We start from the raw sequence: 21,906 nt of genomic DNA on the forward strand, positions 1-21,906 counted from the left end.
CGGACAGGCGCTTCAATATGCAAGGACGCGCGGCGCGGATACTCTACCCCAGGCGCCGCCGCTTCGTCTCGCCGGATTGAACGTGTTCAGGAAGCCATGCAGACCGATATCGCCGCACATCCCCGCGCCGCATCGCGCACCGAAGAATGGCAGACCCGCGTGGACCTGGCCGCCTGTTACCGGCTCCATGCCCACTACGGCTGGACCGACCTCATCTATACGCATATCTCGGCACGCGTTCCGGGCTCGGAAGAACACTTCCTGCTCAACCCCTTCGGACTGATGTTCGACGAGGTTTGCGCCTCCAACCTGGTCAAGATCGACATCGACGGCAACGTCGTGGAGCCTTCCCCCTACCCCATTCATCGGGCTGGATTCGTCATCCACAGCGCCATCCACGCCGCGCGCCCGGACGCACGCTGCGTCATTCACGCCCACACCCGGGCCGGCATGGCCGTATCGGCGATGAAATGCGGGCTGCTCCCGCTGACCCAGCACGCCATGCTGTTCCATGGCAAGGTCGCCTACCACGACAGCGAGGGGCTGGCGAACCAGGTGGCAGAGCGCCAACGCCTGGCCGCCGATCTCGGCGACAAGCCGGTGATGATCTTGCGCAACCATGGCACGCTGGTAGCCGGGGAAAGCATCGGCCAGGCCTTCGCGATGATGTGGCACCTCGAGATGGCCATGCAGGCGCAAGTCGATGCGCTGGCCAGCGGCCAGGAATTGACCCTCCCCGCTCCCGCGCTGGCCGACAAGATTTCCGCAGCCGGCTTCCGGCCGCCCGGCACGCTACGGTCAGACGGCAGCATCAGCCCGCTGGGGAATCTCGAATGGCCTGCGCTGCTGCGCATGCTGGACCGCAAGGATCCGTCGTATCGCAGTTGACCCGCCCGGCGCAGCCGGCCCCGACCAGAACGCAGCGCGGCACGCACCGCGCGCAAGGAGACAGGCATGTTTTACCGCTGCCGCAATCTATTCGCCGGCATGGCCGCCGCGCTGGCCCTGGCCGCCGGTCCCGCCCATGCTTATCCGGACAAGCCGATACGCATCATCATTCCTTATGCGCCAGGGGGCGGCGCGGACGGCTTATCGCGCCTGCTGGCCCAGCGGCTGGAAAAAAGCCTGGGCCAGGCGGTACTGGTCGAATCGCGCGCCGGCGGCAATACCGTGATCGCTGCGCAGGCCGTCGCGCGGGCCGCACCGGACGGCTATACGCTGTTGATGACGGGCGGGTCGACCATGTCGCTGATTCCGCTCACCAGCAAGCAGGTGCCCTACGACCCGAAGGCCGACTTCGCGCCCATCAGCATGTTGTCCAAGGGCCCCTACCTGCTGTGCGTGTCGGCTGAACTGGGCGCCAGTACGCTGGACGAAGTCCTCGCCATGGCGCGAGCCAAACCCGGCGCGCTATCGTACGCCTCCAACGCCATTGGCGGCTCTGCCCACCTCGGCATGGAACTGCTCGCCCAGCGAGCCGACGTACGGCTCAACCACGTGCCCTACAAGGGCTTTGCGCCCGCCATCGGCGATGTCGTGTCCGGACGTACGCCGCTGGCCATGCTTGATCAGGCGACGCTGGGCGGATTCGCCAAGTCGGGCCGCATCAAGGTGCTGGCGGCGACGTCGTTGCAGCGTTCCAGCATGTATCCGGACGTCCCCACGCTGGCCGAGCTCGGCTTTCCCGGCTACGAGCTGGAAACCTGGTTTGCGCTCTATGCCCCCGCGCGCACGCCGGCGGCCATCCTGGACAAGCTGGGTGACGAGGTCCGGGCGTGGCTGGCCACGCCCGAAGCCCGCCAGGCGCTGGCCGCGCTCGGCCAGGAAGCCGCGCCGTCCAGCGCACAAGCCGTACGGGCCCGGATCGAAAGCGAGCAGCAATCCTACGGGCCGCTGATCGCCGCCGCAAAGATCAGCACGGACTGACGCGATGCCCGAGACCCCTACGCCCACTAACGATGTCCGGCTGCTTATCGTCAACGCCGACGGCCAGTACTATGCCGACGAGCTGGCTCGGCAGCTGCCGGACCTGGCTTTCGACTGGATGCGGCCCGGCGAACCGGTCCCGGCCCGGGCCCGGGACGCCAGCGCGCTGGCCTGCTTTGCCAGCGCGCTGAACGACGACTTGCTGGCCGCCCTGCCCAGGCTGCGCTGGCTGCAGGCGCTGTCGTCGGGCGTGGATGGCATTGCCGATCATCCCCGCCTGCCGCCCGGCATCGTACTGACCTCAGCTCACGGTATCCATGGCCCGGCGGTCTCTGAAATGGCCCTGACGCTGATGCTGGCCCTGGCCCGCGACCTCGCGGCCATCCTGGCGGACCAGCGGGCCCGGCGCTGGCAGCGCCGACGCCAGCCGCTATTGCACGGCAAGACCCTCGCCGTGGTGGGGACGGGGCTGATCGCGTGTGAACTGGCGGCCAAGTGCCAAGCGCTCGGCATGCGCACGGTGGCGGTCTCGGGCAAGCCGCGACAAGTGCCCGGTTTCGATCAGGTCCATGCCCATGGGGCATTGCGCGAGGTGGCAGCGCAAGCGGACTTCCTGGTGCTGCTGGCGCCGTTGACCCAGGCGACCCGCGGCCTCGTGGATGCAGCGGTGCTCGCCGCCATGAAACCCAGCGCCTACTTGATCAACCTGGCACGCGCCGGGCTGTGCGATACGGCGGCGCTGGTCGATGCGCTGCGGGGCGAACGCCTGGCCGGCGCCGCGCTGGATGTGTTCGAGCGGGAACCCCTGCCCGAAGACGACCCGCTGTGGTCGGTGCCGCGGCTGATGATTACGCCGCACATCGGCGGCGAATCGGATCGCTACGCCGACCAGGTACTGCCGCTTCTGATTCACAATGCGCGAGCCTGGGCAGCCGGCGACTTGAGCGGCCTGCGTAACCGCGTGCGCTGAAACGCGCCGGCGGCACGCAGATCGCCAGCGTCAATCCAGCGTCAAGCCGATCTCTTTGACCAGCCTGGCATAGGCCGCGCCTTCCGACTTCACCTTCGCAGCGGCTTCTTCCGGGGTGATCAACAGAGGCATGTAGCCGAAATCGACCATCTTGGGCGGGACGTCCGGTTGCTTGTAGACGCTGATCACGTCGGCGTTGATCTTGGCGACCGTCGTCTTCGGCGTTCCCGCCGGCGCAAACAACCCCACCCAGCCCGACGCCTCGAATCCTGCAGGTCCGCCCCCTTCGCCCACGACCGGGACGGACGTATGGGTAGACAGCCGCTCGGGCCCCGCCAGCGCCAGGAACTTGAGCTTGCCGGCCTTCTGCAAGGCCCCTGCGCTGCCGGCGGTGGCGAATGCCCAGTCGACCTCCCGGTTGGCCACCGAGGTGTAGAGCTGGCTGTTGTCCTTGAAAGGCACGTGCGTCATCTTCACCTTGGCGGTGTCCTCCAGCGCCGCGCCGTTCAAATGGGCAACGCTGCCTATCTGCCATGAACCGTAGGTGACACGGCCAGGCTTGGCGCGGGCCGCGGCCAGCAGGTCCCCCACACTGTTCCAGTTGGATTGGGCTGATACCGCAATGAAGAAATAGCTGTGATGCAGCGGGACGATGGGCGCGAAGTCTTCCACCTTGTACGGCATCTTGCTGTACATGTAGGGAATCGCCGTGAAGTTCAGCCCGTCGGCGTGAAACAAGGTCGATCCGTCGGCGGCAGCCCGCTTCACTTCCGAGGCGGCGATGAACCCGCTGCCGCCGGGCTTGTTTTCGACGACGACGGGCTGCCCCCACTTTTTCGACAGGCGTTCGGCCACGATGCGCAGCATTGCGTCCGGCCCTGACCCTGTCGAGAATGCCGAGATGATGCGGACGGGCCGGGTGGGAAACTCCTGCTGCGCCAGGGCGGCCGTATGGACCAGCAGGGTGCTGCCTGCTGCGGCAAGGAAATAAACCAGCTTTCTCATCTTGTCTCCGTGTTCTTATGTCGAGCGGGCCACGGCCACGGGGCGCGCCGTTACCATTAGGCCGGAACACGAACGATTGTTGAAATTTAAATGTGAAATCAATAAATGTCGCTTCCTTATCAATGAAGCGGGCGTAGATTGATAAACAGCTCACATCAATTCATTTCACACTTATATTTCACAAATGATGTGCGGCGATGCCTAATTTCAGGATCACGCCACCGGCTGCCCCGGTACATTCGAGGCGCGCCTATCTCGTGCACACGCGCCAAAAACAGTAGAGACACACTATGAAGCTCGCATCCCATTACATCAATGGCAAATGGTTGAACGCGCTGTCGGGCGCGGGAACCCAAGGGGAATCGATCAACCCGGCCACGTCCGAGCCGGCCGCGCTCTTCGCCGAGGGCGGCGTGGACGAGGCGCAGGCGGCCCTGCACGCGGCCGACCTCGCGTTTCGCAAGACGAATTGGCGACGCAGCCCGCGCCTGCGTGCGGACATCCTGCTTGATTTCGCAACCCGGCTGGAAGCGCGCAAGGAAGAAATCGCAGACTGGCTGGTCACCCTCAATGGCAAGCTGCGCCGCGAGGCCCTGGGAGAAATCGGCGGCGCCATATCCGAGCTGCGCTACTACGCGGGCTTTGCCCGAAACCTGGCGGGACGCATCCTCGAGGTGGAACCTCACTGCTACTCGTCGCTCGATCGAGAAGCCGCCGGCATTGCCGTCATCATCGTTCCCTGGAACGCCCCCGTCACGCTGCTGGTGCGTTCGCTGGCACCCGCACTGGCAGCAGGATGCACGACGGTCCTCAAGCCCGCGCACCAGACGGCCCTGGTCCACAACCTGACGCTGGAAGCGCTCGTATGCGACGAACGCCTGCCTGCCGGCGTGGTCAATTCGGTGATCGAGTCGGGCTCTGCCGTCTCGCAGCACCTGTGCGCATCCCCGCTGGCCGACGTCATCAGCTTCACCGGTTCGACCGCGGTGGGCCAGCGCATTGCCCAGACGGCATCGTCGACGCTGGCGCGCCTGTCGCTCGAGCTCGGGGGCAAGGCTCCGGCCCTGGTGTTCAAAGATTCCGAGCTGGATCAGACCGTGGCGGGCATCGTGGCCGGTGCCCTGGTCATGGCGGGCCAGCAATGCACGGCCATTGCGCGGGTACTGGTGGAGGAAAGTCACTTCGATGCGTTCGCCGCACGGCTCAAGCAAGCCCTCCAGGCCGTACGGGTCGGCCCCGGCAACGACCCGGCTTCGCAGATGGGCTGCCTGATCGACATGCGCAACCGTGATCGCATCGCGTCGCTCGTCGAGACTGCCGCAAAGGAGCACACCATGCACCTGCGCGGAGACATCGGCAAGGGCGCACTGGCGCGTGGAGCGTTCATCACGCCCAGCCTGGTCGAAGTGGAAGACCTGGCCAGCCCCATGGTCCAGGACGAGTTGTTCGGCCCCTTGCTGGTGATTGAGCGCTTTCGCGACGAAGAGGAAGCCATTGAACGGGCCAATGCCACCCGCTACGGGCTCGCGGCAAGCGTCTGGACCCAGGACGCCAGCAAGGCGCGGCGGGTGGCCAGCCAGATTCGCTCGGGCACGGTCTGGTCCAACACCCACAACCGGCTGTTCGCGGAAGCAGAAACCGGCGGACACCACTACAGCGGCTATGGGCGGCTGCACGGGGCCGAGGGCCTGAACGATTTCCTGGCGACCAAGCATTTCTATTTCGAGGCTTGAAGACGGCCCTGGTCCGGCGCCAGTCGGCTCGCGTGGCCGGACCGACCGGCCAGCGTGCGCGCACTTCCATCAACCGCTGAAACCATGACAAAGATCATCATCATCACAGGAGGAGCGCGGGGCATAGGCCTGGCCTTTGCCCGGCGCCTGGCCTCAGACGGTCATCAAATCGCGATCGTGGACATGCACGGCGCCGACGAGGCCGCCGAGCAACTCGCCGGCGAAGGGTTTTCCGCCATCGGCTATACCGGCAACGTCGCTGACGAGGGGGACTGGAAACGCATCGTTTCCGACATCGAGGCGCGGAACATCCCCATCCATGGCCTGGTCAACAATGCGGCGCTTTTCGCCAGCATTCCGATCCAGCCTTTCGACCGGATTACCCCTGCCGATTGGATGAAGGCCATGGAGATCAACACCCTGGGGCCTTTTCTCGGCATCCGGGAAGTGGTGCCTCGCATGCGGCGGGCGCAGGGCGGCGGCCGCATCGTCAACATTGCGTCGACCTCGCCCTTGAAGGGCGTGACGGGCATGACCCATTACGTATGCAGCAAGGGCGCCGTGATCGCGCTGACACGCACGATGGCCCGGGAGCTGGGCGGCGACAATATCACGGTGAACGCGATAGCGCCCGGATTGACGCTTTCGGATGGCATTCTGACCAACCCGGAGCATGTGGAACTGTTCCGCGACATCAGCAAGACCTCGCGGGCGCTCAAGCGCGATCAATTGCCGGAAGACCTGGTGGGCGCCCTCTCGTTCCTGATGGGCAAGGATTCGGCATTCATGACGGGCCAGACCCTGGTGGTCGACGGCGGCGCGATATTCGTCTGACGGGCGGCTGCATGATCGACCGGCGGGAAAACTCCACGCCGGTCGCCGGCATCAGCTGAAGAATTCCTTCACCCGATCCGTCCACGACTTGCTTTGCGGCGAGTGCTTGTCCCCGCCTTCGCTCAGCGAAGCTTCGAAGTCGCGCAGCAGCTGCTTTTGCTTGTCGGTCAGGCGCACCGGCGTCTCGACCACGACGTGGCAATAGAGGTCGCCCGGATAGCTGGACCGCACGCCCCGTATACCCTTGCCTCGCAGGCGGAAGACCTTGCCCGACTGCGTGCCTTCGGGAATGGTGATCTCGCCGCGGCCACCCAGGGTCGGCACTTCCAGCATGCCGCCGAGCGCCGCGGTGGTGAACGGAATGGTCAGTTCACAATGCAGGTCGTCCCCATCGCGCTGGAAGATGGGATGCGGCTTGATGTGGATTTCGACGTACAGGTCGCCCGGAGGGCCGCCGTTGACGCCGGGTTCGCCGTTGCCGGAGGAGCGGATGCGCATGCCATCGTCGATACCGGCCGGGACCTTGACCTGCAGGGTCTTGTTGCGGCGCACCTTGCCGACCCCATCGCATACCGTGCAGGGCTCGGGAATGACCTTGCCGGTGCCGTGGCAGGTCGGGCATGTCTGCTGCACGCTGAAGAAGCCTTGCTGCATGCGGACCGCGCCGGTCCCGCCGCAGGTATGGCAGGTCTTGGGCTGGGTACCGGGCTTGGCGCCGGTACCGTGGCAGTTTTCGCAATTGTCCCAGCTCGGGACGCGGATTTCCGTGTCGAAGCCGGAAGCCGCCTGTTCCAGCGTGATCTCCATGCCGTACTTCAGGTCGGCGCCGCGGTACATCTGCGCGCCGCGCTGGCGGCCCGCGCCGAAGATCTCACCGAAGATGTCCCCGAACGCATCGGCAAAGCCGCCGGCACCCGCGCCCATGCCTCCCGCGGCCGCCGCATCGACGCCGGCGTGTCCGTAGCGGTCGTAGGCATCCCGTTTGTCTGCCTCGCTGAGAATCTCGTAGGCGTACTTGACCTCTTTGAATTTCTCTTCCGCTTCCTTGGATCCGGGGTTGCGGTCCGGATGGTATTTCATGGCCAGCTTTCGGTAGGCCTTTTTGATTTCCTCCTCGGAAGCAGAGCGGGAGATCCCGAGGATTTCGTACAGGTCGCGTTTGGTGGACATGGTTCTTTCAATGGGCCGTTTGAGGCCGGATGATCTCTTTGGCCAATAGCATTCTTGTGCTATTGAAGGGTTTGGGTAGATGCCCTGGGTTGGGCGGGGCACCTACCCAAACCCTGCAGCGAGGCATGCGGGAGGCCTTGGGCCGGGCGCAGCGCGTGCGGCCCCGATGCAGGAAATAAAACGGAACGGCCCACATTGTAGTAGGCCGCTCCGGATACTGCTTACTTGTCGTCGCGCTTGACTTCCTTGAAGTCGGCATCGACGACATTGTCGTCGGCCGACTTGGCACCAGCCTCGCCCTCGGGAGCGGCGCCCGATGCGCCGGCTGCCTGGGCCTGGGCTTGCATGTCGGCGTACATTTTCTCGCCGAGCTTCTGCGAAGCCTTCGACAGGGCCTCGACCTTGGCGTCGATGGTCTCCTTGTCGCCGGTCTTGGCGACGTCCTCGAGGTCCTTGATGGCAGCCTCGATGGCTTCTTTCTCGGACGCGTCGAGCTTGTCGCCGTATTCCGACAAGGACTTGCGGGTCGCATGGACCAGCGCATCGGCCTGGTTGCGCGCCTGCGCCAGCTCGGCCACCCGCTTGTCTTCGTCGGCGTTGGCTTCGGCGTCGCGCACCATGCGCTGAACTTCTTCCTCGGTCAGGCCGGAGTTGGCCTTGATCGTGATCTTGTTCTCCTTGCCGGTACCTTTGTCGCGCGCGGAGACGTGCAGGATGCCGTTGGCGTCGATGTCGAACGTCACCTCGATCTGGGGCGTGCCGCGCGGAGCGGGCGGGATGCCTTCGAGATTGAATTCGCCCAGGGCCTTGTTGCCTGCGGCGATTTCACGTTCGCCTTGGAACACCTTGATGGTCACCGCCGGCTGGTTGTCCTCGGCGGTCGAGAACACCTGCGTGTACTTGGTCGGGATGGTGGTGTTCTTCTTGATCATCTTGGTCATGACGCCGCCCAGGGTCTCGATGCCCAGCGACAGGGGCGTCACGTCCAGCAGCAGCACGTCCTTGCGGTCGCCCGACAGCACCGAACCCTGGATGGCGGCACCCGCGGCCACGGCTTCGTCGGGGTTCACGTCCTTGCGCGGATCGCGGCCGAAGAATTCCTTGACCTTCTCCTGCACCTTGGGCATGCGCGTCATGCCGCCGACCAGGATCACGTCGTCGATATCGGAAACCTTGATGCCGGCATCCTTGATGGCGATGCGGCACGGTTCGATCGTGCGGTTGATCAGCTCTTCGACCAGCGCTTCGAGCTTGGCCCGGGTGACCTTCAGGTTCAAGTGCTTGGGACCGGAGGCGTCGGCCGTGATGTAGGGCAGGTTGACTTCGGTCTGCGTCGACGAGGACAGTTCGATCTTCGCCTTCTCGGCAGCTTCCTTCAGCCGCTGCAAGGCCAGGACGTCCTTGGACAGATCCACGCCCTGCTCTTTCTTGAATTCGGTGATGATGTAGTTGATCAGCACCTGGTCGAAGTCTTCGCCACCCAGGAAGGTGTCGCCGTTGGTGGACAGCACTTCGAACTGCTTCTCGCCGTCGACGTCGGCGATCTCGATGATGGAGATATCGAACGTGCCGCCGCCCAGGTCATAGACGGCAATCTTGCGGTCGCCCTTTTCCGTCTTGTCGAGGCCGAACGCCAACGCAGCCGCGGTCGGCTCGTTGATGATCCGCTTGACGTCCAGCCCGGCGATGCGGCCGGCGTCCTTGGTGGCCTGGCGCTGGCTGTCATTGAAGTAGGCCGGCACCGTGATGACGGCCTCGGTCACTTCCTCGCCCAGGTAGTCCTCGGCGGTCTTCTTCATCTTGCGCAGCACTTCGGCCGATACCTGCGGCGGCGCGAGCTTCTTGTCGCGCACCTGCACCCAGGCGTCGCCGTTGTCGGCCTTGACGATGGCGTAGGGCATCAGGTTGATGTCCTTCTGTACCGCATCTTCGTCGTACTTGCGGCCGATCAGGCGCTTGACGGCGTACAGGGTGTTCTTGGGGTTGGTGACCGCCTGGCGCTTGGCCGGCGCGCCGACCAGGATCTCGCCGTCTTCCATGTAGGCGACGATCGAGGGAGTGGTGCGGGCGCCTTCGGCGTTTTCGATGATTTTGACCTGCGTACCTTCCATGACTGCGACGCAGCTATTGGTGGTACCAAGGTCGATGCCTATGATTTTGCCCATAATCCTTATTCCTGAAAAAAACCAGAAAACCTTCTTGACGAATAAATAGGTGGCGATTTCGTTATTTCAATGCCCGCGATAGTGTCATTCCATCGCCGCGGCGGAATCCCGCGCCTATTTGGGCGCCGCGACAGTCACCAGGGCCGGACGCAATACCCGGTCGACGATCATGTAGCCCTTTTGCAGGGTTTGCACGACGGTATTGGCCGGTTCGTCCGACGGCACCGAGGCAATGGCCTGGTGGCGGTGGGGATCGAACTTTTCCCCCTGCGCCGGCGCGATTTCGACCAGCTTGTTGCGCTCGAAGGCCCCGGACAGCTGTTTCAAGGTCACGTCCACGCCCTCGCGCAAGGCTTCGAGGGTCTGGTTTTCCTGGGCCAGGGCCGCCTCCAGGCTGTCCTTGACGGGCAACAGGCTCTCGGCGAACGACTCGATACCGAACTTCTGTGCCTTGGCCACTTCCTCCTGGGCGCGGCGCCGGATATTGTCCGCCTCGGCCCGGGCACGCAGCATGGCATCGTAGTTGTCCTTGGCTTCAGCCTGAGCCGCGGCCAGTTGGGCCTGCAGGGCAGCCACGGGATCCTGCTCGGCGGATTCGGCAGCTTGCGGTTGCTGCGCCGCGGCTTCGTTCACGGTCTCGCCCGGATCCGGAATGGGTTGGTCGCCAGGCTTTTGCTCAGCCGACATTGATGCCTCCATAAAAATCCAAATGAAATCAGCGACTTGCTTGAGTCTTCGGGCGAGATGGGGATCAAATCCCACTTTTCAAGAGGGGAATACGGATTTTTTGGCCCTCCCCCGAGGGCACCGCGATTCTTACGCCCCGCCGCGGCGGAAATGATCGAGCCGCCGGCGGTCGTGCTTGGTCGGCCGACCCTTCATCTGGGATGAAGGATCCTGATTCTGCTTGCGCAGTTCGATGGCCTCGAGCCGCCGCCGCAAACCCTGCGGCGTCTCGTCATACAGCGTCCGGGCAAAGACCGCCGGACCTCGCTGCGCAGACAGGGCGCGCACCAGGACCTCCCAATCCTGTTCGCCCGCGCGAATCTGCAACACGTCGCCCGGCCGCACGGAGCGCGAGGACTTGATGCGCTCTCCGGCGACCTTGACCCGGCCCGCCTCGACCGCAGCCTGGGCGAGGGAACGGGTCTTGTAGAATCGCGCCGCCCAGAGCCATTTATCGATGCGTAGCTCTTCCATTCCTCAGTCGCCCTCGGCAGACGGTGCCATGCCCGCGACCGCCTCCCCGCCCGTCTGTTGGGTGACGGCCGCCGGACGGCTGCCGGCGACACGGGTCGCCCACCCCTGCATGTTGCGCTCGGCCAGATCGGCCAGGGCCTTTACCCATCCGTCGGCGTCATTCAGCGCGGGAATGTACCGGAGCTGCCTGCCCCCGGCCAACAGGAAAGCCTCTTTGCCCTCTACAGCGATTTCTTCGAGTGTTTCGATGCAATCGGCGGCGAATCCGGGGCAGAACACGTCGACCTCGGTCACGCCGTCCTTGGCCAGCTCCTTCAGCCGGGGCTCGGTATAGGGCTGAAGCCATTCGGCCGCGCCGAACCGGCTCTGGAAGGTGACTTCCATTTGTTCAGGATAAAGCCCCAGGCGCCCTGCCAGCAAGCGGCCGGTCTGCAAGCACTGCTCGTAATAGGGGTCGCCCAGGGTGGTCGATCGTTTGGGCAGGCCATGGAAGCTCAGCAGCAGCTTCTGGCCGCGCCCGTTGCGGCCCCAGAAGTCGAGAATGCGCACGGCCATGGCCTCGATATAGCCGGCATCGTCATGGAAGTCCCGGACATAGCGGATTTCCGGGGCATTGCGCACCCGCGCCAAATGGGCCCCGACGGCGTCGAATACCGAGGCCGTGGTGCTGGCCGAGTATTGCGGGTAGAGCGGCAGCACCAGGATACGCTGGCAGCCCGACTCGCGCAGGGAGTCCAGCGCCGCGGCGATGGAAGGCTTGCCGTAGCGCATGGCCAGCGCCACTTCGACGCCCAGGCCACGGTGGGCCAGCTCGCGTGCCAGGCTTTCGCTCTGGCGCCGGCTCCAGACCAGCAAGGGCGACCCCTCGGGCATCCAGATCGACGCATAGCGCCCCGCTGCGTCCCTGGGCCGGAACGTCAGGACGAAGCCGTACAGGATGGGCAGCCAGAGGGCACGGGGTATCTCGACCACACGGGGATCCGACAGGAACTCGGCCAGATAGCGGCGTACCGCCCCCGGGGTCGGGGCGTCGGGCGTACCGAGGTTGACCAGCAGCAGGCCGGTGCGGGTGGGATGGTCGGCGGGCGGCGACGGCTCGGGCAGGAAGCGCATGCTGGGCGTCAGTGATGGCTCAGCGCATTCGACAGCAAGCGCGCGGTGATATCGACAATGGGAATGACGCGTTCGTACGACATCCGCGTCGGCCCGATTACCCCCAGGGTTCCCACGACCTTGCCGTCCACGCCGTACGGCGCGGTGATCACGCTGACTTCTTCCATAGGCACCAATTGGGAGTCGCCACCGATATAAATTTGTACCCCCTGCGCCCGGCTCGATACATCGAGCAGTTGCATCAGGTCGGTTTTTTTCTCGAACAGCTCGAACATCTTGCGGAGCTTGTCCATGTCGGCGGCCAGGTCCGAGACCTCGAGCAGGTTCAGTTCGCCTGAGATCACGACTCCTTCGTCTTCCGTGGCGGCCTCGACCCCGGCATCGACCGCCAGCTCCATGAGGCGGGAGATATCCTGGCGCAGCTGGCTCAACTCCTGCTGCAGGATTTGCCGGACGTCGTCGAACGACTTGCCGCTGAAGTGCTGGTTGAAGAAATTCGCAGCTTCCGTGAGTTCGCTCGAGGAGTAGTCGCGCTGCACGGTCAGGATGCGGTTCTGCACGTCCCCTTCGGGCGTCACGATGATCAGGAGGACCCGCCTGTCCGACAGCCGGATGAACTCGACCTGCCGGAAAATCTGGCTGCGCTTGGGCGCCATGACGACCCCGGCGAAATGGGTCAGGTTCGACAGCAGCGAGGCGGCGGCCGCGATGACGCGCTGCGGTTCGGCCGACGGCAGCAGGCTCTTGATCTGGGTGGCCTCGGACACTTCGTAGGGCCGCACGGTAAGCAGCGAATCGACGAACATGCGATAGCCCCGGGGGGTAGGCACCCTCCCTGCGGAGGTATGGGGGCTGTGGATCAGGCCGTGGTCCTCGAGGTCGGCCATGACGTTGCGGATGGTGGCCGGGGAAAGATCGAAGACTTTGGAGAGCGTACGCGAGCCGACAGGTTGACCGTCGGTAATGTAACGCTCGATAAGAGCCTTTAGTAACGTACGTGCGCGTTCGTCCATGGGCCTATTTTACCCCCCCGCCGCAACCTTCCAACCCTATAATGTCCGAATGCATTTTCCTATCGTCGCCCTGGTCGGCAAATATCACGACACCGGCATCGCCGCGCCCCTGCGCGCTGTCGCGCAAATGCTGCGCGATGCCGGGCGAGAAGTCGTGTTCGAAAAAGACACCGCCGCCAATATCGGCGTCCATGAATACCCGTCGGCCACCGTCGAGGAAATCGGACGGCGGGCCTCGCTGGCCATCGTCATGGGGGGGGACGGAACCATGCTGGGCGTGGCGCGCCAGCTGGCCCCATGGGACGTGCCGGTGGTGGGCATCAACCACGGCCGGCTCGGGTTCATCACCGACATCCCGCTCGAAGACGCCTGTACCGCGATCGCGGGCATCCTGAACGGCGAATTCGAGTCGGAAACGCGCACCTTGCTCGCCTCCAGCGTGATCCGGGGCGACACCACGCTGGTATCGGCCCTGGCGCTCAACGACGTAGTCCTTAGCCGCGCCGGCCTGGGCGGCATGGTGGAAGTCACCGTCAAGGTCGACGGCCTGTACATGTCCAAGCAGCGGGCCGACGGGCTGATCATCGCCACCCCGACCGGCTCGACCGCCTACGCATTGTCGGCCAACGGTCCCATCCTGCATCCTTCGCTGCGCGGGCTGGTGCTGGTGCCGGTCGCGCCTCAGGCCTTGTCCAACCGGCCGATCGCCATCCCGGACGATTGCACCATCGAAATCACCCTTACGCGCTCTCCAGGCGGCCGCGACGAAAGCACCAGCGTCCACTTCGACATGCACAGCTGGTCGTCGCTGCAGGAGGGCGACCGCGTCGTGGTGAGACGCGCCGAGCATACCATCCGCTTCCTGCACCCGGCCGGATACAGTTATTTTTCCACCTTGCGGCGCAAGCTTCATTGGAACCAGATCTCCGGCACCGCGATCGACTAGCCTTCGCCCCGCCCTCCACCACCGGCTTCTTCGTATGCTGCGCGCCCTGCACATCAACGATTTTGTGATAGTCGACCATACCGAGGTCGAGTTTGGCCCTGGCTTTACCGTCTTCTCCGGCGAGACCGGAGCTGGCAAGTCGATCCTGATCGACGCGCTGGCGCTGGCGCTGGGCGAGCGTGCCGATGCCTCCGTGCTGCGGGAAGGCGCGGGCCGCGCCGAGGTCAGCGCCGTCTTCGACGTGCCGCCGTCCCTGCACGACTGGCTGGACGAACGCGAACTCGATACCGACAGCCTGGTGCTGCGCCGGGTCATCGACGCGCAAGGGCGCAGCCGGGCCTACATCAACGGGGTGCCCGCCACCCTGACCCAGCTGCGCGAACTGGGCGAACAGCTGGTCGACATCCACGGCCAGCATGCGCACCAGAGCCTGCTCAAAGCCGACTCCCAGCGCGACATGCTCGACGGCCACGGCGGCCACGGCGCACTGCGGCGGGACGTGGCGCAGGCCTGGAAGACCTGGCGCGAGCTTGCCCGCAAGCTCGAGGCGGTCGAGCGCGACGCCGCGTCGCTGCGGCAGGAGCGCGAACGTCTCCAGTGGCAGGCCGACGAACTAGAACGGCTGGCGCTCAAGCCCGGCGAATGGGAACAGCTGCAGGCCGAGCACGGCCGGCTGGCCCATGCCCAGGCGCTCATCGACGGCGCGAGCCAGGCCATCGCCGCACTGGAAGAAGACGATGACGCCGCCCACACCCGGCTGGCCGCGGCAGCGCAGCGCATCGGCCAGCTGGCGGCGCACGACTCCGCGCTCGCACCGGTATCCGAAGCGCTGGAGTCGGCCCGCATCGCGCTGCAGGAAGCGGTTTCCGACCTGAACAGCTACCTGGCCCGCCTGGAACTCGATCCCCAGCGCCTGGCCGAGGTCGAGGCCCGCCTGCAGGCCGTCTTCGAGACGGCGCGCAAGTTCCGGCTGCAGCCCGAGGAACTGGTCGAACGGCACGCCACCCTGCTCGCCCAGCTGGACACCCTGAAAGAAGCGGAAGACGTCGCGGCACTGCGCGCCAAGGTCGAGGCCGCCCGGGCCGCCTACGACGCGGTCGCCGGCAAGCTGGCCCGGGCCCGCCGCAAGGCGGCCGGCTCGCTGTCCAAGGCGGTGACCGAAGCCATGCAGACCCTGGCCATGGGCGGGGGCCGGTTCGAGGTAGCGGTCGAGCCGGCGGAGCCCGGGCCGGCGGGTGCCGATACGATCGAATTCCGGGTCGCCGGGCATGCGGGCACGACGCCCCGGCCGCTGGCCAAGGTTGCCTCCGGCGGCGAACTGGCCCGGATCTCGCTGGCCCTGTCCGTCATTGCCAGCCGCGCGGCGCGCGTGCCGACGTTGATTTTCGACGAAGTCGACACCGGCATCGGCGGCGCCGTGGCCGAGGTGGTCGGCCGCCTGCTGCGAGAACTGGGCAGCCTGCACCAAGTGCTTTGCGTCACGCACCTGCCCCAGGTCGCGGCTTGCGGCAATACGCATTTACGGGTGGACAAGCGCCAGGAAAACGGCGCGGCGGTGTCGACGGTCAGCGTGCTGGATCGGAGCGGACGGGTCGATGAAATCGCCCGCATGCTGGGCGGCATAGAAATCACCGCCACCACGCGCAAGCATGCGCGCGAGATGATAGGCAGCAACTGAAGCGGGCGGGCTGCCGCCGCCCGTGGCCCTTCCTTACCGGCTCTTGGCGCAGTTCTGGCAAATGCCGTATAGCGACAGGGCATGCCCGGTCAGCACGAAATTGTGGTCCTTGGCTATCTTCTGCTGGCGCTTCTCGATCTCCGCGTCGAAGAATTCCTCGACCTTGCCGCAATTGGTGCACACGAGGTGGTCGTGGTGGTCGCCCTCGTTCAATTCGAACACGGCCTTGCCGCTGTCGAACTGGCTCCGTACCAGGAGCCCGGCCTGCTCGAACTGGGTCAGCACCCGGTACACCGTGGCCAACCCGATTTCCACGCTTTCGCCGATCAAGGCGCGATAAACGTCTTCGGCGCTCATGTGGCGCACTTCAGCCTTGCGGAAGACGTCCAGAATCTTCAGCCGGGGAAATGTCGCTTTCAGGCCTATACTTTTGAGTTCGCTTTGATCTGTCATGATGGTCCCTTGGAAAGCGGTTCTCTGTATCAGTTCCTTCCGGACGCCGGCCCCCGGTGCCGGCCGGCGTAACGGCCACAGCGGCGCGGCGAACGGCATACAAGCTGCGTATGCCGCGGCCGCGGCCTGCGGCGGGCGGCTGCAGCACGGCCCGGCATGGTGGTGCGCGCGTGCGCCCTTCCGTGCTGCGGCGATCGCCCGAGAAGGCGGGAAGGAGCCAAAAAACCCGGCCACTCCCCGAGAGCTTTATGATAACGGTTTCCCCAATCAAGACGAGTGCGGATCTGTGCCAAACGCTTTGATTTCCTTTACCCGAGGCCGGGCCGGCGCCCTGCGGCGGCTCGCGCCTGCCGCGCTGCTCGGCCTGGCGGCATGCAGCTCCATCAACAATTACGTCCCGAGCTTTGTCAAGCCCTACCGCGCCGATGTGCAGCAGGGCAACTGGCTAACCCAGGAACAGGTGGCCCTGCTGCGGCCCGGCATGACCCGGGAGCAAGTGCGCTTCGCGCTCGGCAGCCCGACATTGACCAGCATCTTCCACGCCGACCGCTGGGACTACCCTTATCTCTTTACGCCGGGGCACGGCAAAACGGAAGAACGCCGCTTCACGGTGTACTTCGTCAATGACCGGCTGGACCGGTGGACCGGGGACGAGCAGCCCGCGCACCAGCCGTTCCAACAGAAAGACCCGGGCAAATCCGCCGAACCGACGGCGCCCGTTTCGGCGCCGGCCGCATCGGCTCCCGCTGCGAACGTTTCGCAGCCGGTGCCGCCCGCAACGACGGCAGCCCCTTCCCCCGCGCCTGCTCCGGCTGCTGCGCCGGCTCCGGGGACACCGGCCAACACCACGAACCACGCGCCGCTCACCATCGACGGCAATGCCGCGCCCACGGCGCTGGACCCTGGCGCCCCGCCGGCCGCCATGCCCGCTCCGGCCGCCCCGCCTGCCGCCGACACCGCCCCCGCGCCGTCTACCGACACCAACAAGGAATAGTTTCGATGCGTATTGCCATAGCCGGGGCAAACGGCCGCATGGGCCGCATGCTGATTGAAGCCGTGCTCGCCGCCCCCGACCTGGAGCTGACCGTGGCACTGGGCCGCGCGGGAAGTGCCGCGATCGGCCGCGACGCCACCGAATTCCTGGGCAAGGCCAGCCAGGTCACGATCACGGACGATCTCGATGCGCTGGCCGGTGCCGACTGCCTGATCGACTTCACCCGCCCGCAGGCGACACTGGCACACCTCGAGGCCTGCCGGCGCCACGGCGTCAAGCTGGTGATCGGCACCACGGGCTTCGACGAGGCCGGCAAGGCCGCCATCGAGGCCGCCTCGCGCAGCGTGGGCATCGTCTTTGCCCCCAACATGAGCATAGGGGTCAATGTCACGCTCAAGCTGCTCGACATCGCCGCGCGTATCCTCAAGGACGACTACGACGTCGAAGTCTTCGAAATCCACCACAAGCACAAGGTGGACGCGCCATCGGGTACTGCGCTGAAAATGGGCGAAACCGTCGCCCAGGCCTGGGGCAAGCCGCTTGCCGACATTGCGGCCTGGGCCCGGCATGGCGACACCGGTGCCCGCGAGCACGGCACGATAGGGTTTTCTTCGGCGCGCGGCGGCGACGTGGTGGGCGACCATACCGTGTTCTTCTGCGGCCCGGGCGAACGCCTGGAAATCACGCACCGCTCCAGCAGCCGCGCCACCTATGCCGAAGGCAGCGTGCGCGCCGCGCGCTACCTGGCCGACAAACCCAACGGCCTGTACGACATGCAGGACGTATTGGGGCTATAAGGCTGCACCGCCCCCGAGCGCCCGCTGGCGCGCCTCGATGGCTGCCAGCAGGCGCGGCGCCATCATGGCCAATGGCACCACCTCATGGACGGCCCCCAGTGCGATGGCTTCGCGGGGCATGCCGAACACCACGCTGGTCGCCTCGTCCTGTGCAAGGTTGTAGGCGCCGGCCTGGCGCAAGGCCAGCATCGCGCGCGCACCGTCCTTGCCCATGCCGGTCAGCATCACCGCGACCACGCCGGCGCCGGCCGCCCTGGCCGCAGACAGGAACAGCACCTCGACCGAGGGCCGGTGGCGGTTGACCGGCTCGCCTTCCGACAGTTGCGCGCAATAGCCTGCCAGCGGCAATTGCCGTACCGCGAGATGGGCATGGCCGGGGGCGACATAGGCATGCCCGGCCTGCAGGCGCTCGTTGTGCTCGGCCTCCTTCACCCGCAAACGCGCGTGCTTATCGAGGCGCTCGGCGAAGCTGCGCGTGAACCCAGGCGGCATGTGCTGGGTGATGACCAGGGGCGGCAGATCCGCCGGCAGCGCGGAGAGCAATTCGCGCAGTGCCTCGGTACCGCCGGTGGAAGCGCCGACGGCGACCAGCAATCGCCGGTCGTACCGGGCAGGCGGGCCACCGCCATCGAGCCGGGACCGCTCTTCCATCATGCGGGCTGCCGCTGCATGCCGGCCCTGGCATACACAGTGCGGCCCTGCAAGACGAAATGGCGTTGCCCCTGGGAAAAATTCTCGGAATGGCCAACGAACAGAAGGGCCCCGGGCGGCATCAGCGTGGCGATGCGTTCCACGACCCGCAATTGGGTCGTGCGGTCGAAATAGATCAGGACGTTGCGACAGAACACCGCGTCCATCGGGCTGCGAACCGGCCAGACCGGATCCAGCAGGTTCAAAGGCCGGAAGGCCACCAGGGCGCGCAACTCAGGGCGCACGCTGAAACCGCCGTCCGGCTCTTCGCAGAAATAGCGGCGAACCAGCGCCTCGGGTACCTTGGACAACTGGTCCGGACGGTAGACGCCCCGCTTTGCCGTCGCCAGCACTTGAGTATCCAGATCCGTGGCGAGGATGCGTACGGGCGGCGCCAGGGTGGCAAAGGCCTCGGCCGCAGTCATGGCAAGACTCCATGCCTCCTCGCCCGACGAGGCTGCGGCGCACCAGATCTGCAGGAGCTGCCCACGCTGCTCGGCCGCCCGCCGCTTGAGAAAATCGGCAAGGATCTGGAAATGATGGCCTTCGCGGTAGAAGTAGGTCAGATTGGTGGTCAGCGCGTTGACGAAGTACTCCCATTCAGGTGCGCCCGCGCGTAAGCCTTCGAGATACGCACTGAACGACGGCCTTCCGGTGGCGCGCAGGCGCCGGGCCAGCCGGCTGTAGACCATGCTGCGCTTGGCCTCCGACAGGGATATGCCCGTGTGCTGCCGGAGCAGCAGCCGGATGCGATCGAAGTCCTGGGTGCTGAAGGCGAACTCGGCGCCGACCAGGGAGTCGGCCATGTCCGCCGCACTGTCGGCCGCGGCCGAAAGGCTGGTTCTGGATGTCACGGTGTGCTCGGAAAAAGCGCCTCGAAAACGACGACTTCGCTAAAGAAACGCCGCGTCGCCACGCTATCATTGCAGGGATTATCGGCAACCGTCCTCCATTCATTAAGCATGTTCACTCGCGCCCCGGCCTCCATGCAGAATGCCAGTTCTCCCGCCGGCGGCATGCCGCGCTTCATGATGCCTCCGGGACCGGCCGCTACGGGCCCTGCCGTAGAGGGACGCGACCTGAACCCGCTCGCGATCCTGTTCATCGAGGACTCGCTCGCCGACTTCACGTTGATGCGTGCGGTACTGGTCGATGCCGGCCTGAATGTCGCCGCCCGGTGCGTCGACACCGAGACCGCCATGCGCGAAGCGCTCGCCGAACGCACCTGGCACGCCATCATCAGCGATCATTCGCTGCCTACGTTCAGCGGCTTGCGCGCCCTGAAGATTGCCAAGGAAACGGGATTCCGCGGCCCGTTCCTGATCGTATCGGGCGCCATCGGCGAGGAAACCGCCGTCGAGGCCATGCGCGCCGGCGCCGACGACTACGTGATGAAGAACAACCTTCGCCGCCTGCCGCCCGCGCTGGAACGAGGCCTGCGCGAGGTCCAGACACGCGACCAGCGCCAGCGGGCGGAAACGGCCCTCGCCTCGGCCCACGACCAGCTCAATGCGATTTTCTCGGCGACGCCCGTGGCGCTGTTCGCCATCTCGCGCGAACGGGTGGTGACGATGTGGAGCCCGGCCTTCGAAGATCTGACCGGCCTGACTGCGGCCCAGACGCTGTCCCGCCCCTTCGCCCTGCCTTCCCAGCCCGACACCTGGAAGCTGCTGACCCTGATCGCTCCGGCCCTGGACGGTACGGCCGTACGCGGCCTGCCCTTCAGCATAGAAGCCAAGGGCGAGAAGCGGGAACTGCTGGTCTCGGCCAGCCCGCTCAGCGGCTCACCGCCTTCGGGCTGCGTGGTCGCGCTTTCGGACGTGACCCACCTGGCGCATGCGCAGGCCGAATTGAGCCGCTCCGAGAGCCAGCTGCGCGAATTGTCGCGCCATACCGAACGCGTGCGGGAAAACGAGCGCGCGGAACTGGCGCGCGAAATCCATGACGACCTGGGCGCGCTGGTGACCCGCATCCGGGCCGACCTGGCCTTGGCCCGACGCCGTTCGCGCGAAAAGGAAACCGCGCAACTGCTGGACGAGGCCGAACAAATGGTGGCCTCGCTAGGAGAAGCGATTTCCCGCATCGCCCGCGCCATGCGGCCGCCTGTGCTCGACTTCGGCATCGTCGCCGCCATCGAGTGGCAAGCACGCGACTTCGCCCAGCACACCGGCATCGAGGTCGACGTTCACACCAACCAGGACGACCTGGCCCTGGGCCTGGACCAGTCCATCGCCATTTTCCGGATTTTCCAGGAGGCCCTGACCAATGTGTTCAAGCACGCACAGGCCACCCGTGTCGATGTCGACCTGTTCGCCGACGACAGCACCCTCAGCCTGGAAGTCCGCGACAACGGCATAGGCCTGTCGGCCGACGCCCTGCGCAAGCGTACGTCGTTCGGCCTGCGGGGCATGATGGAGCGCGTGCACGGCCTCGGCGGCTGGATGGACATCAGCGGGTCGGCGGAAACGGGAACGCCGCCGTTCCGGGGCACTACACTGATGATCTCGATTCCGCTGAACCCGCAGGAGCCCCCCATGACTTCAACCGGTGGGAAATACGCCCATCATGAACCGGAGGATATCGAATGATCCGTCTGGTTCTTGCCGACGACCACGCAATTGTCCGCTCCGGTCTGCGCCAGATCGCCCAAGCCGAGGAGGGTATCTCGGTAGTCGGCGAGGCGGCCGATTGCGGAGAGCTGCTCGACTTGCTGCGCAAGACCGAAGCCGACGTGGTGCTCATGGACATTTCCATGCCCGGCAAGAGCGGCATCGAAGGACTCAAGCAGGTACGCGAACGCTGGCCCAGGATTGCCGTGCTGATGCTCAGCATGTACCCCGAGGACCAATACGCCGTTCGCAGCGTCAAGGCGGGCGCGGCCGGCTACCTGCACAAGAACTCGCCGCCGGAAACCGTCATCGCGGCCATACGGACCGTGGCCCGAGGCAAGAAATACATCACGCCCGAGCTGGCCGAGCAACTCGCCAGCCATCTGAGCCAGGGCGACGAGCGCCCCCCGCACGAACTGCTGTCCGACCGGGAATACCAGACGATGGTCATGATCGCGTCAGGCCGGACCCTGACCCAGATTGCGGAGGAAGTCTCGCTCTCGCCCAAGACCGTTTCGGTATACCGGGCGCGCCTGCTCGAAAAAATGAAGCTCAAGAACAACGCCGAGCTCACCCATTACGCGCTCAAGCACAAGCTGGTGGAATAAGG

General features: G+C 65.6%; 19 protein-coding genes and 2 pseudogenes. 11 read left to right on the top strand and 10 right to left on the bottom strand.

All coding sequences use genetic code 11. From position 1 onward, the window contains the following. Positions 1-96 precede the first annotated feature (96 nt). From QHC78_RS00120 to QHC78_RS00130, 3 genes are all read left to right on the top strand, one after another. Positions 97-888: a class II aldolase/adducin family protein gene (locus tag QHC78_RS00120; RefSeq protein WP_319741838.1), complete on the top strand. Its 792-nt coding sequence runs from the start codon at positions 97-99 to the stop codon at positions 886-888. Between the two features lie 66 nt (positions 889-954). After that, the gene (locus QHC78_RS00125; protein ID WP_319741839.1) at positions 955-1,926 is read left to right on the top strand and encodes a Bug family tripartite tricarboxylate transporter substrate binding protein; all 972 of its coding nucleotides are present in this window, start codon (positions 955-957) and stop codon (positions 1,924-1,926) included. A 4-nt stretch (positions 1,927-1,930) separates the two neighbouring features. Continuing rightward, entirely contained in the window at positions 1,931-2,896 is a 966-nt protein-coding gene (locus QHC78_RS00130) for a D-2-hydroxyacid dehydrogenase (protein WP_319741840.1), read from the top strand. Between the two features lie 30 nt (positions 2,897-2,926). Here the strand turns inward: QHC78_RS00130 and QHC78_RS00135 are convergent, their stop codons facing one another. Further along, entirely contained in the window at positions 2,927-3,901 is a 975-nt protein-coding gene (locus QHC78_RS00135) for a Bug family tripartite tricarboxylate transporter substrate binding protein (protein WP_319741841.1), read from the bottom strand. 290 nt (positions 3,902-4,191) lie between these two features. On the opposite strand from QHC78_RS00135, the gene QHC78_RS00140 reads away from it, so the two are divergent. After that, a complete protein-coding gene (locus QHC78_RS00140) occupies positions 4,192-5,634 on the top strand; it encodes an aldehyde dehydrogenase family protein (protein ID WP_319741842.1) in 1,443 nt (480 codons plus the stop codon). Between the two features lie 84 nt (positions 5,635-5,718). After that, positions 5,719-6,468 (top strand): SDR family NAD(P)-dependent oxidoreductase, encoded by a 750-nt coding sequence (locus QHC78_RS00145; RefSeq protein ID WP_319741843.1) that lies wholly within the window; start codon positions 5,719-5,721, stop codon positions 6,466-6,468. A 51-nt stretch (positions 6,469-6,519) separates the two neighbouring features. Here QHC78_RS00145 and dnaJ read toward each other — a convergent pair whose 3' ends face one another. From dnaJ to hrcA, 6 genes are all read right to left on the bottom strand, one after another. Continuing rightward, the gene (gene dnaJ / locus QHC78_RS00150; protein WP_319741844.1) at positions 6,520-7,638 is read right to left on the bottom strand and encodes a molecular chaperone DnaJ; all 1,119 of its coding nucleotides are present in this window, start codon (positions 7,636-7,638) and stop codon (positions 6,520-6,522) included. Between the two features lie 221 nt (positions 7,639-7,859). Continuing rightward, the gene (gene dnaK / locus QHC78_RS00155; protein WP_319741845.1) at positions 7,860-9,803 is read right to left on the bottom strand and encodes a molecular chaperone DnaK; all 1,944 of its coding nucleotides are present in this window, start codon (positions 9,801-9,803) and stop codon (positions 7,860-7,862) included. Positions 9,804-9,917: 114 nt separating this feature from the next. Beyond that, on the bottom strand, positions 9,918-10,490 hold the full coding sequence (gene grpE / locus QHC78_RS00160; protein WP_319741846.1) for a nucleotide exchange factor GrpE: 573 nt from the start codon (positions 10,488-10,490) through the stop codon (positions 9,918-9,920). 129 nt (positions 10,491-10,619) lie between these two features. Further along, a complete protein-coding gene (locus tag QHC78_RS00165) occupies positions 10,620-11,003 on the bottom strand; it encodes an RNA-binding S4 domain-containing protein (RefSeq protein WP_319741847.1) in 384 nt (127 codons plus the stop codon). A gap of 3 nt (positions 11,004-11,006) precedes the next feature. Further along, positions 11,007-12,116 carry a ferrochelatase gene (hemH, locus tag QHC78_RS00170; RefSeq protein WP_319741848.1) on the bottom strand — a complete coding sequence of 370 codons (1,110 nt, stop codon included), beginning with the start codon at positions 12,114-12,116 and terminating at the stop codon, positions 11,007-11,009. Between the two features lie 8 nt (positions 12,117-12,124). Beyond that, a complete protein-coding gene (gene hrcA, locus QHC78_RS00175) occupies positions 12,125-13,129 on the bottom strand; it encodes a heat-inducible transcriptional repressor HrcA (RefSeq protein WP_319741850.1) in 1,005 nt (334 codons plus the stop codon). A gap of 49 nt (positions 13,130-13,178) precedes the next feature. On the opposite strand from hrcA, the gene QHC78_RS00180 reads away from it, so the two are divergent. Together QHC78_RS00180 and recN are read left to right on the top strand one after the other, a co-directional pair. Next, positions 13,179-14,075 carry an NAD kinase gene (locus tag QHC78_RS00180; protein WP_319741851.1) on the top strand — a complete coding sequence of 299 codons (897 nt, stop codon included), beginning with the start codon at positions 13,179-13,181 and terminating at the stop codon, positions 14,073-14,075. A 34-nt stretch (positions 14,076-14,109) separates the two neighbouring features. After that, positions 14,110-15,753 carry a DNA repair protein RecN gene (gene recN / locus QHC78_RS00185; RefSeq protein WP_319741852.1) on the top strand — a complete coding sequence of 548 codons (1,644 nt, stop codon included), beginning with the start codon at positions 14,110-14,112 and terminating at the stop codon, positions 15,751-15,753. 33 nt (positions 15,754-15,786) lie between these two features. Here the strand turns inward: recN and fur are convergent, their stop codons facing one another. Beyond that, positions 15,787-16,206 (bottom strand): ferric iron uptake transcriptional regulator, encoded by a 420-nt coding sequence (gene fur / locus QHC78_RS00190; protein WP_087841463.1) that lies wholly within the window; start codon positions 16,204-16,206, stop codon positions 15,787-15,789. Between the two features lie 301 nt (positions 16,207-16,507). Between fur and QHC78_RS21105 the strand changes: the two are divergent. Both QHC78_RS21105 and dapB read left to right on the top strand, forming a co-directional pair. Next, positions 16,508-16,889, top strand: a pseudogene (locus QHC78_RS21105) (outer membrane protein assembly factor BamE); the annotation flags it as partial. Between the two features lie 316 nt (positions 16,890-17,205). Further along, positions 17,206-17,997: a 4-hydroxy-tetrahydrodipicolinate reductase gene (dapB, locus tag QHC78_RS00200; protein ID WP_319741853.1), complete on the top strand. Its 792-nt coding sequence runs from the start codon at positions 17,206-17,208 to the stop codon at positions 17,995-17,997. Here the strand turns inward: dapB and QHC78_RS00205 are convergent. Together QHC78_RS00205 and QHC78_RS00210 are read right to left on the bottom strand one after the other, a co-directional pair. After that, a pseudogene (locus tag QHC78_RS00205) lies at positions 17,992-18,588 on the bottom strand (CheB methylesterase domain-containing protein); the annotation flags it as partial. The gene dapB and the pseudogene QHC78_RS00205 overlap by 6 nt on opposite strands. A 59-nt stretch (positions 18,589-18,647) precedes the next feature. After that, entirely contained in the window at positions 18,648-19,541 is an 894-nt protein-coding gene (locus QHC78_RS00210) for a CheR family methyltransferase (RefSeq protein ID WP_319741854.1), read from the bottom strand. A gap of 108 nt (positions 19,542-19,649) precedes the next feature. On the opposite strand from QHC78_RS00210, the gene QHC78_RS00215 reads away from it, so the two are divergent. Both QHC78_RS00215 and QHC78_RS00220 read left to right on the top strand, forming a co-directional pair. After that, complete coding sequence (locus tag QHC78_RS00215) at positions 19,650-21,275, top strand: sensor histidine kinase (protein ID WP_319741855.1); 1,626 nt, start codon at positions 19,650-19,652, stop codon at positions 21,273-21,275. Further along, the gene (locus QHC78_RS00220; RefSeq protein WP_319741856.1) at positions 21,272-21,904 is read left to right on the top strand and encodes a response regulator transcription factor; all 633 of its coding nucleotides are present in this window, start codon (positions 21,272-21,274) and stop codon (positions 21,902-21,904) included. Before QHC78_RS00215 ends, QHC78_RS00220 begins: the two co-directional genes overlap by 4 nt. Positions 21,905-21,906 lie beyond the last annotated feature (2 nt).

This window comes from Pigmentiphaga sp. (genome assembly GCF_033795525.1).
Taxonomy (GTDB): domain Bacteria; phylum Pseudomonadota; class Gammaproteobacteria; order Burkholderiales; family Burkholderiaceae_B; genus Pigmentiphaga.

Coding starts and splice junctions, on each gene's coding strand:
- recN (WP_319741852.1), top strand. CDS start 14,110: ATGCTGCGCGCCCTGCACATCAACGATTTTGTGATAGTCGACCATACC.
- QHC78_RS00145 (WP_319741843.1), top strand. CDS start 5,719: ATGACAAAGATCATCATCATCACAGGAGGAGCGCGGGGCATAGGCCTG.
- hemH (WP_319741848.1), bottom strand. CDS start 12,116: ATGCGCTTCCTGCCCGAGCCGTCGCCGCCCGCCGACCATCCCACCCGC.
- QHC78_RS00180 (WP_319741851.1), top strand. CDS start 13,179: ATGCATTTTCCTATCGTCGCCCTGGTCGGCAAATATCACGACACCGGC.
- QHC78_RS00220 (WP_319741856.1), top strand. CDS start 21,272: ATGATCCGTCTGGTTCTTGCCGACGACCACGCAATTGTCCGCTCCGGT.
- grpE (WP_319741846.1), bottom strand. CDS start 10,490: ATGTCGGCTGAGCAAAAGCCTGGCGACCAACCCATTCCGGATCCGGGC.
- QHC78_RS00120 (WP_319741838.1), top strand. CDS start 97: ATGCAGACCGATATCGCCGCACATCCCCGCGCCGCATCGCGCACCGAA.
- hrcA (WP_319741850.1), bottom strand. CDS start 13,129: ATGGACGAACGCGCACGTACGTTACTAAAGGCTCTTATCGAGCGTTAC.
- QHC78_RS00125 (WP_319741839.1), top strand. CDS start 955: ATGTTTTACCGCTGCCGCAATCTATTCGCCGGCATGGCCGCCGCGCTG.
- dapB (WP_319741853.1), top strand. CDS start 17,206: ATGCGTATTGCCATAGCCGGGGCAAACGGCCGCATGGGCCGCATGCTG.
- QHC78_RS00135 (WP_319741841.1), bottom strand. CDS start 3,901: ATGAGAAAGCTGGTTTATTTCCTTGCCGCAGCAGGCAGCACCCTGCTG.
- QHC78_RS00130 (WP_319741840.1), top strand. CDS start 1,931: ATGCCCGAGACCCCTACGCCCACTAACGATGTCCGGCTGCTTATCGTC.
- QHC78_RS00140 (WP_319741842.1), top strand. CDS start 4,192: ATGAAGCTCGCATCCCATTACATCAATGGCAAATGGTTGAACGCGCTG.
- QHC78_RS00165 (WP_319741847.1), bottom strand. CDS start 11,003: ATGGAAGAGCTACGCATCGATAAATGGCTCTGGGCGGCGCGATTCTAC.
- fur (WP_087841463.1), bottom strand. CDS start 16,206: ATGACAGATCAAAGCGAACTCAAAAGTATAGGCCTGAAAGCGACATTT.
- dnaJ (WP_319741844.1), bottom strand. CDS start 7,638: ATGTCCACCAAACGCGACCTGTACGAAATCCTCGGGATCTCCCGCTCT.
- dnaK (WP_319741845.1), bottom strand. CDS start 9,803: ATGGGCAAAATCATAGGCATCGACCTTGGTACCACCAATAGCTGCGTC.
- QHC78_RS00215 (WP_319741855.1), top strand. CDS start 19,650: ATGTTCACTCGCGCCCCGGCCTCCATGCAGAATGCCAGTTCTCCCGCC.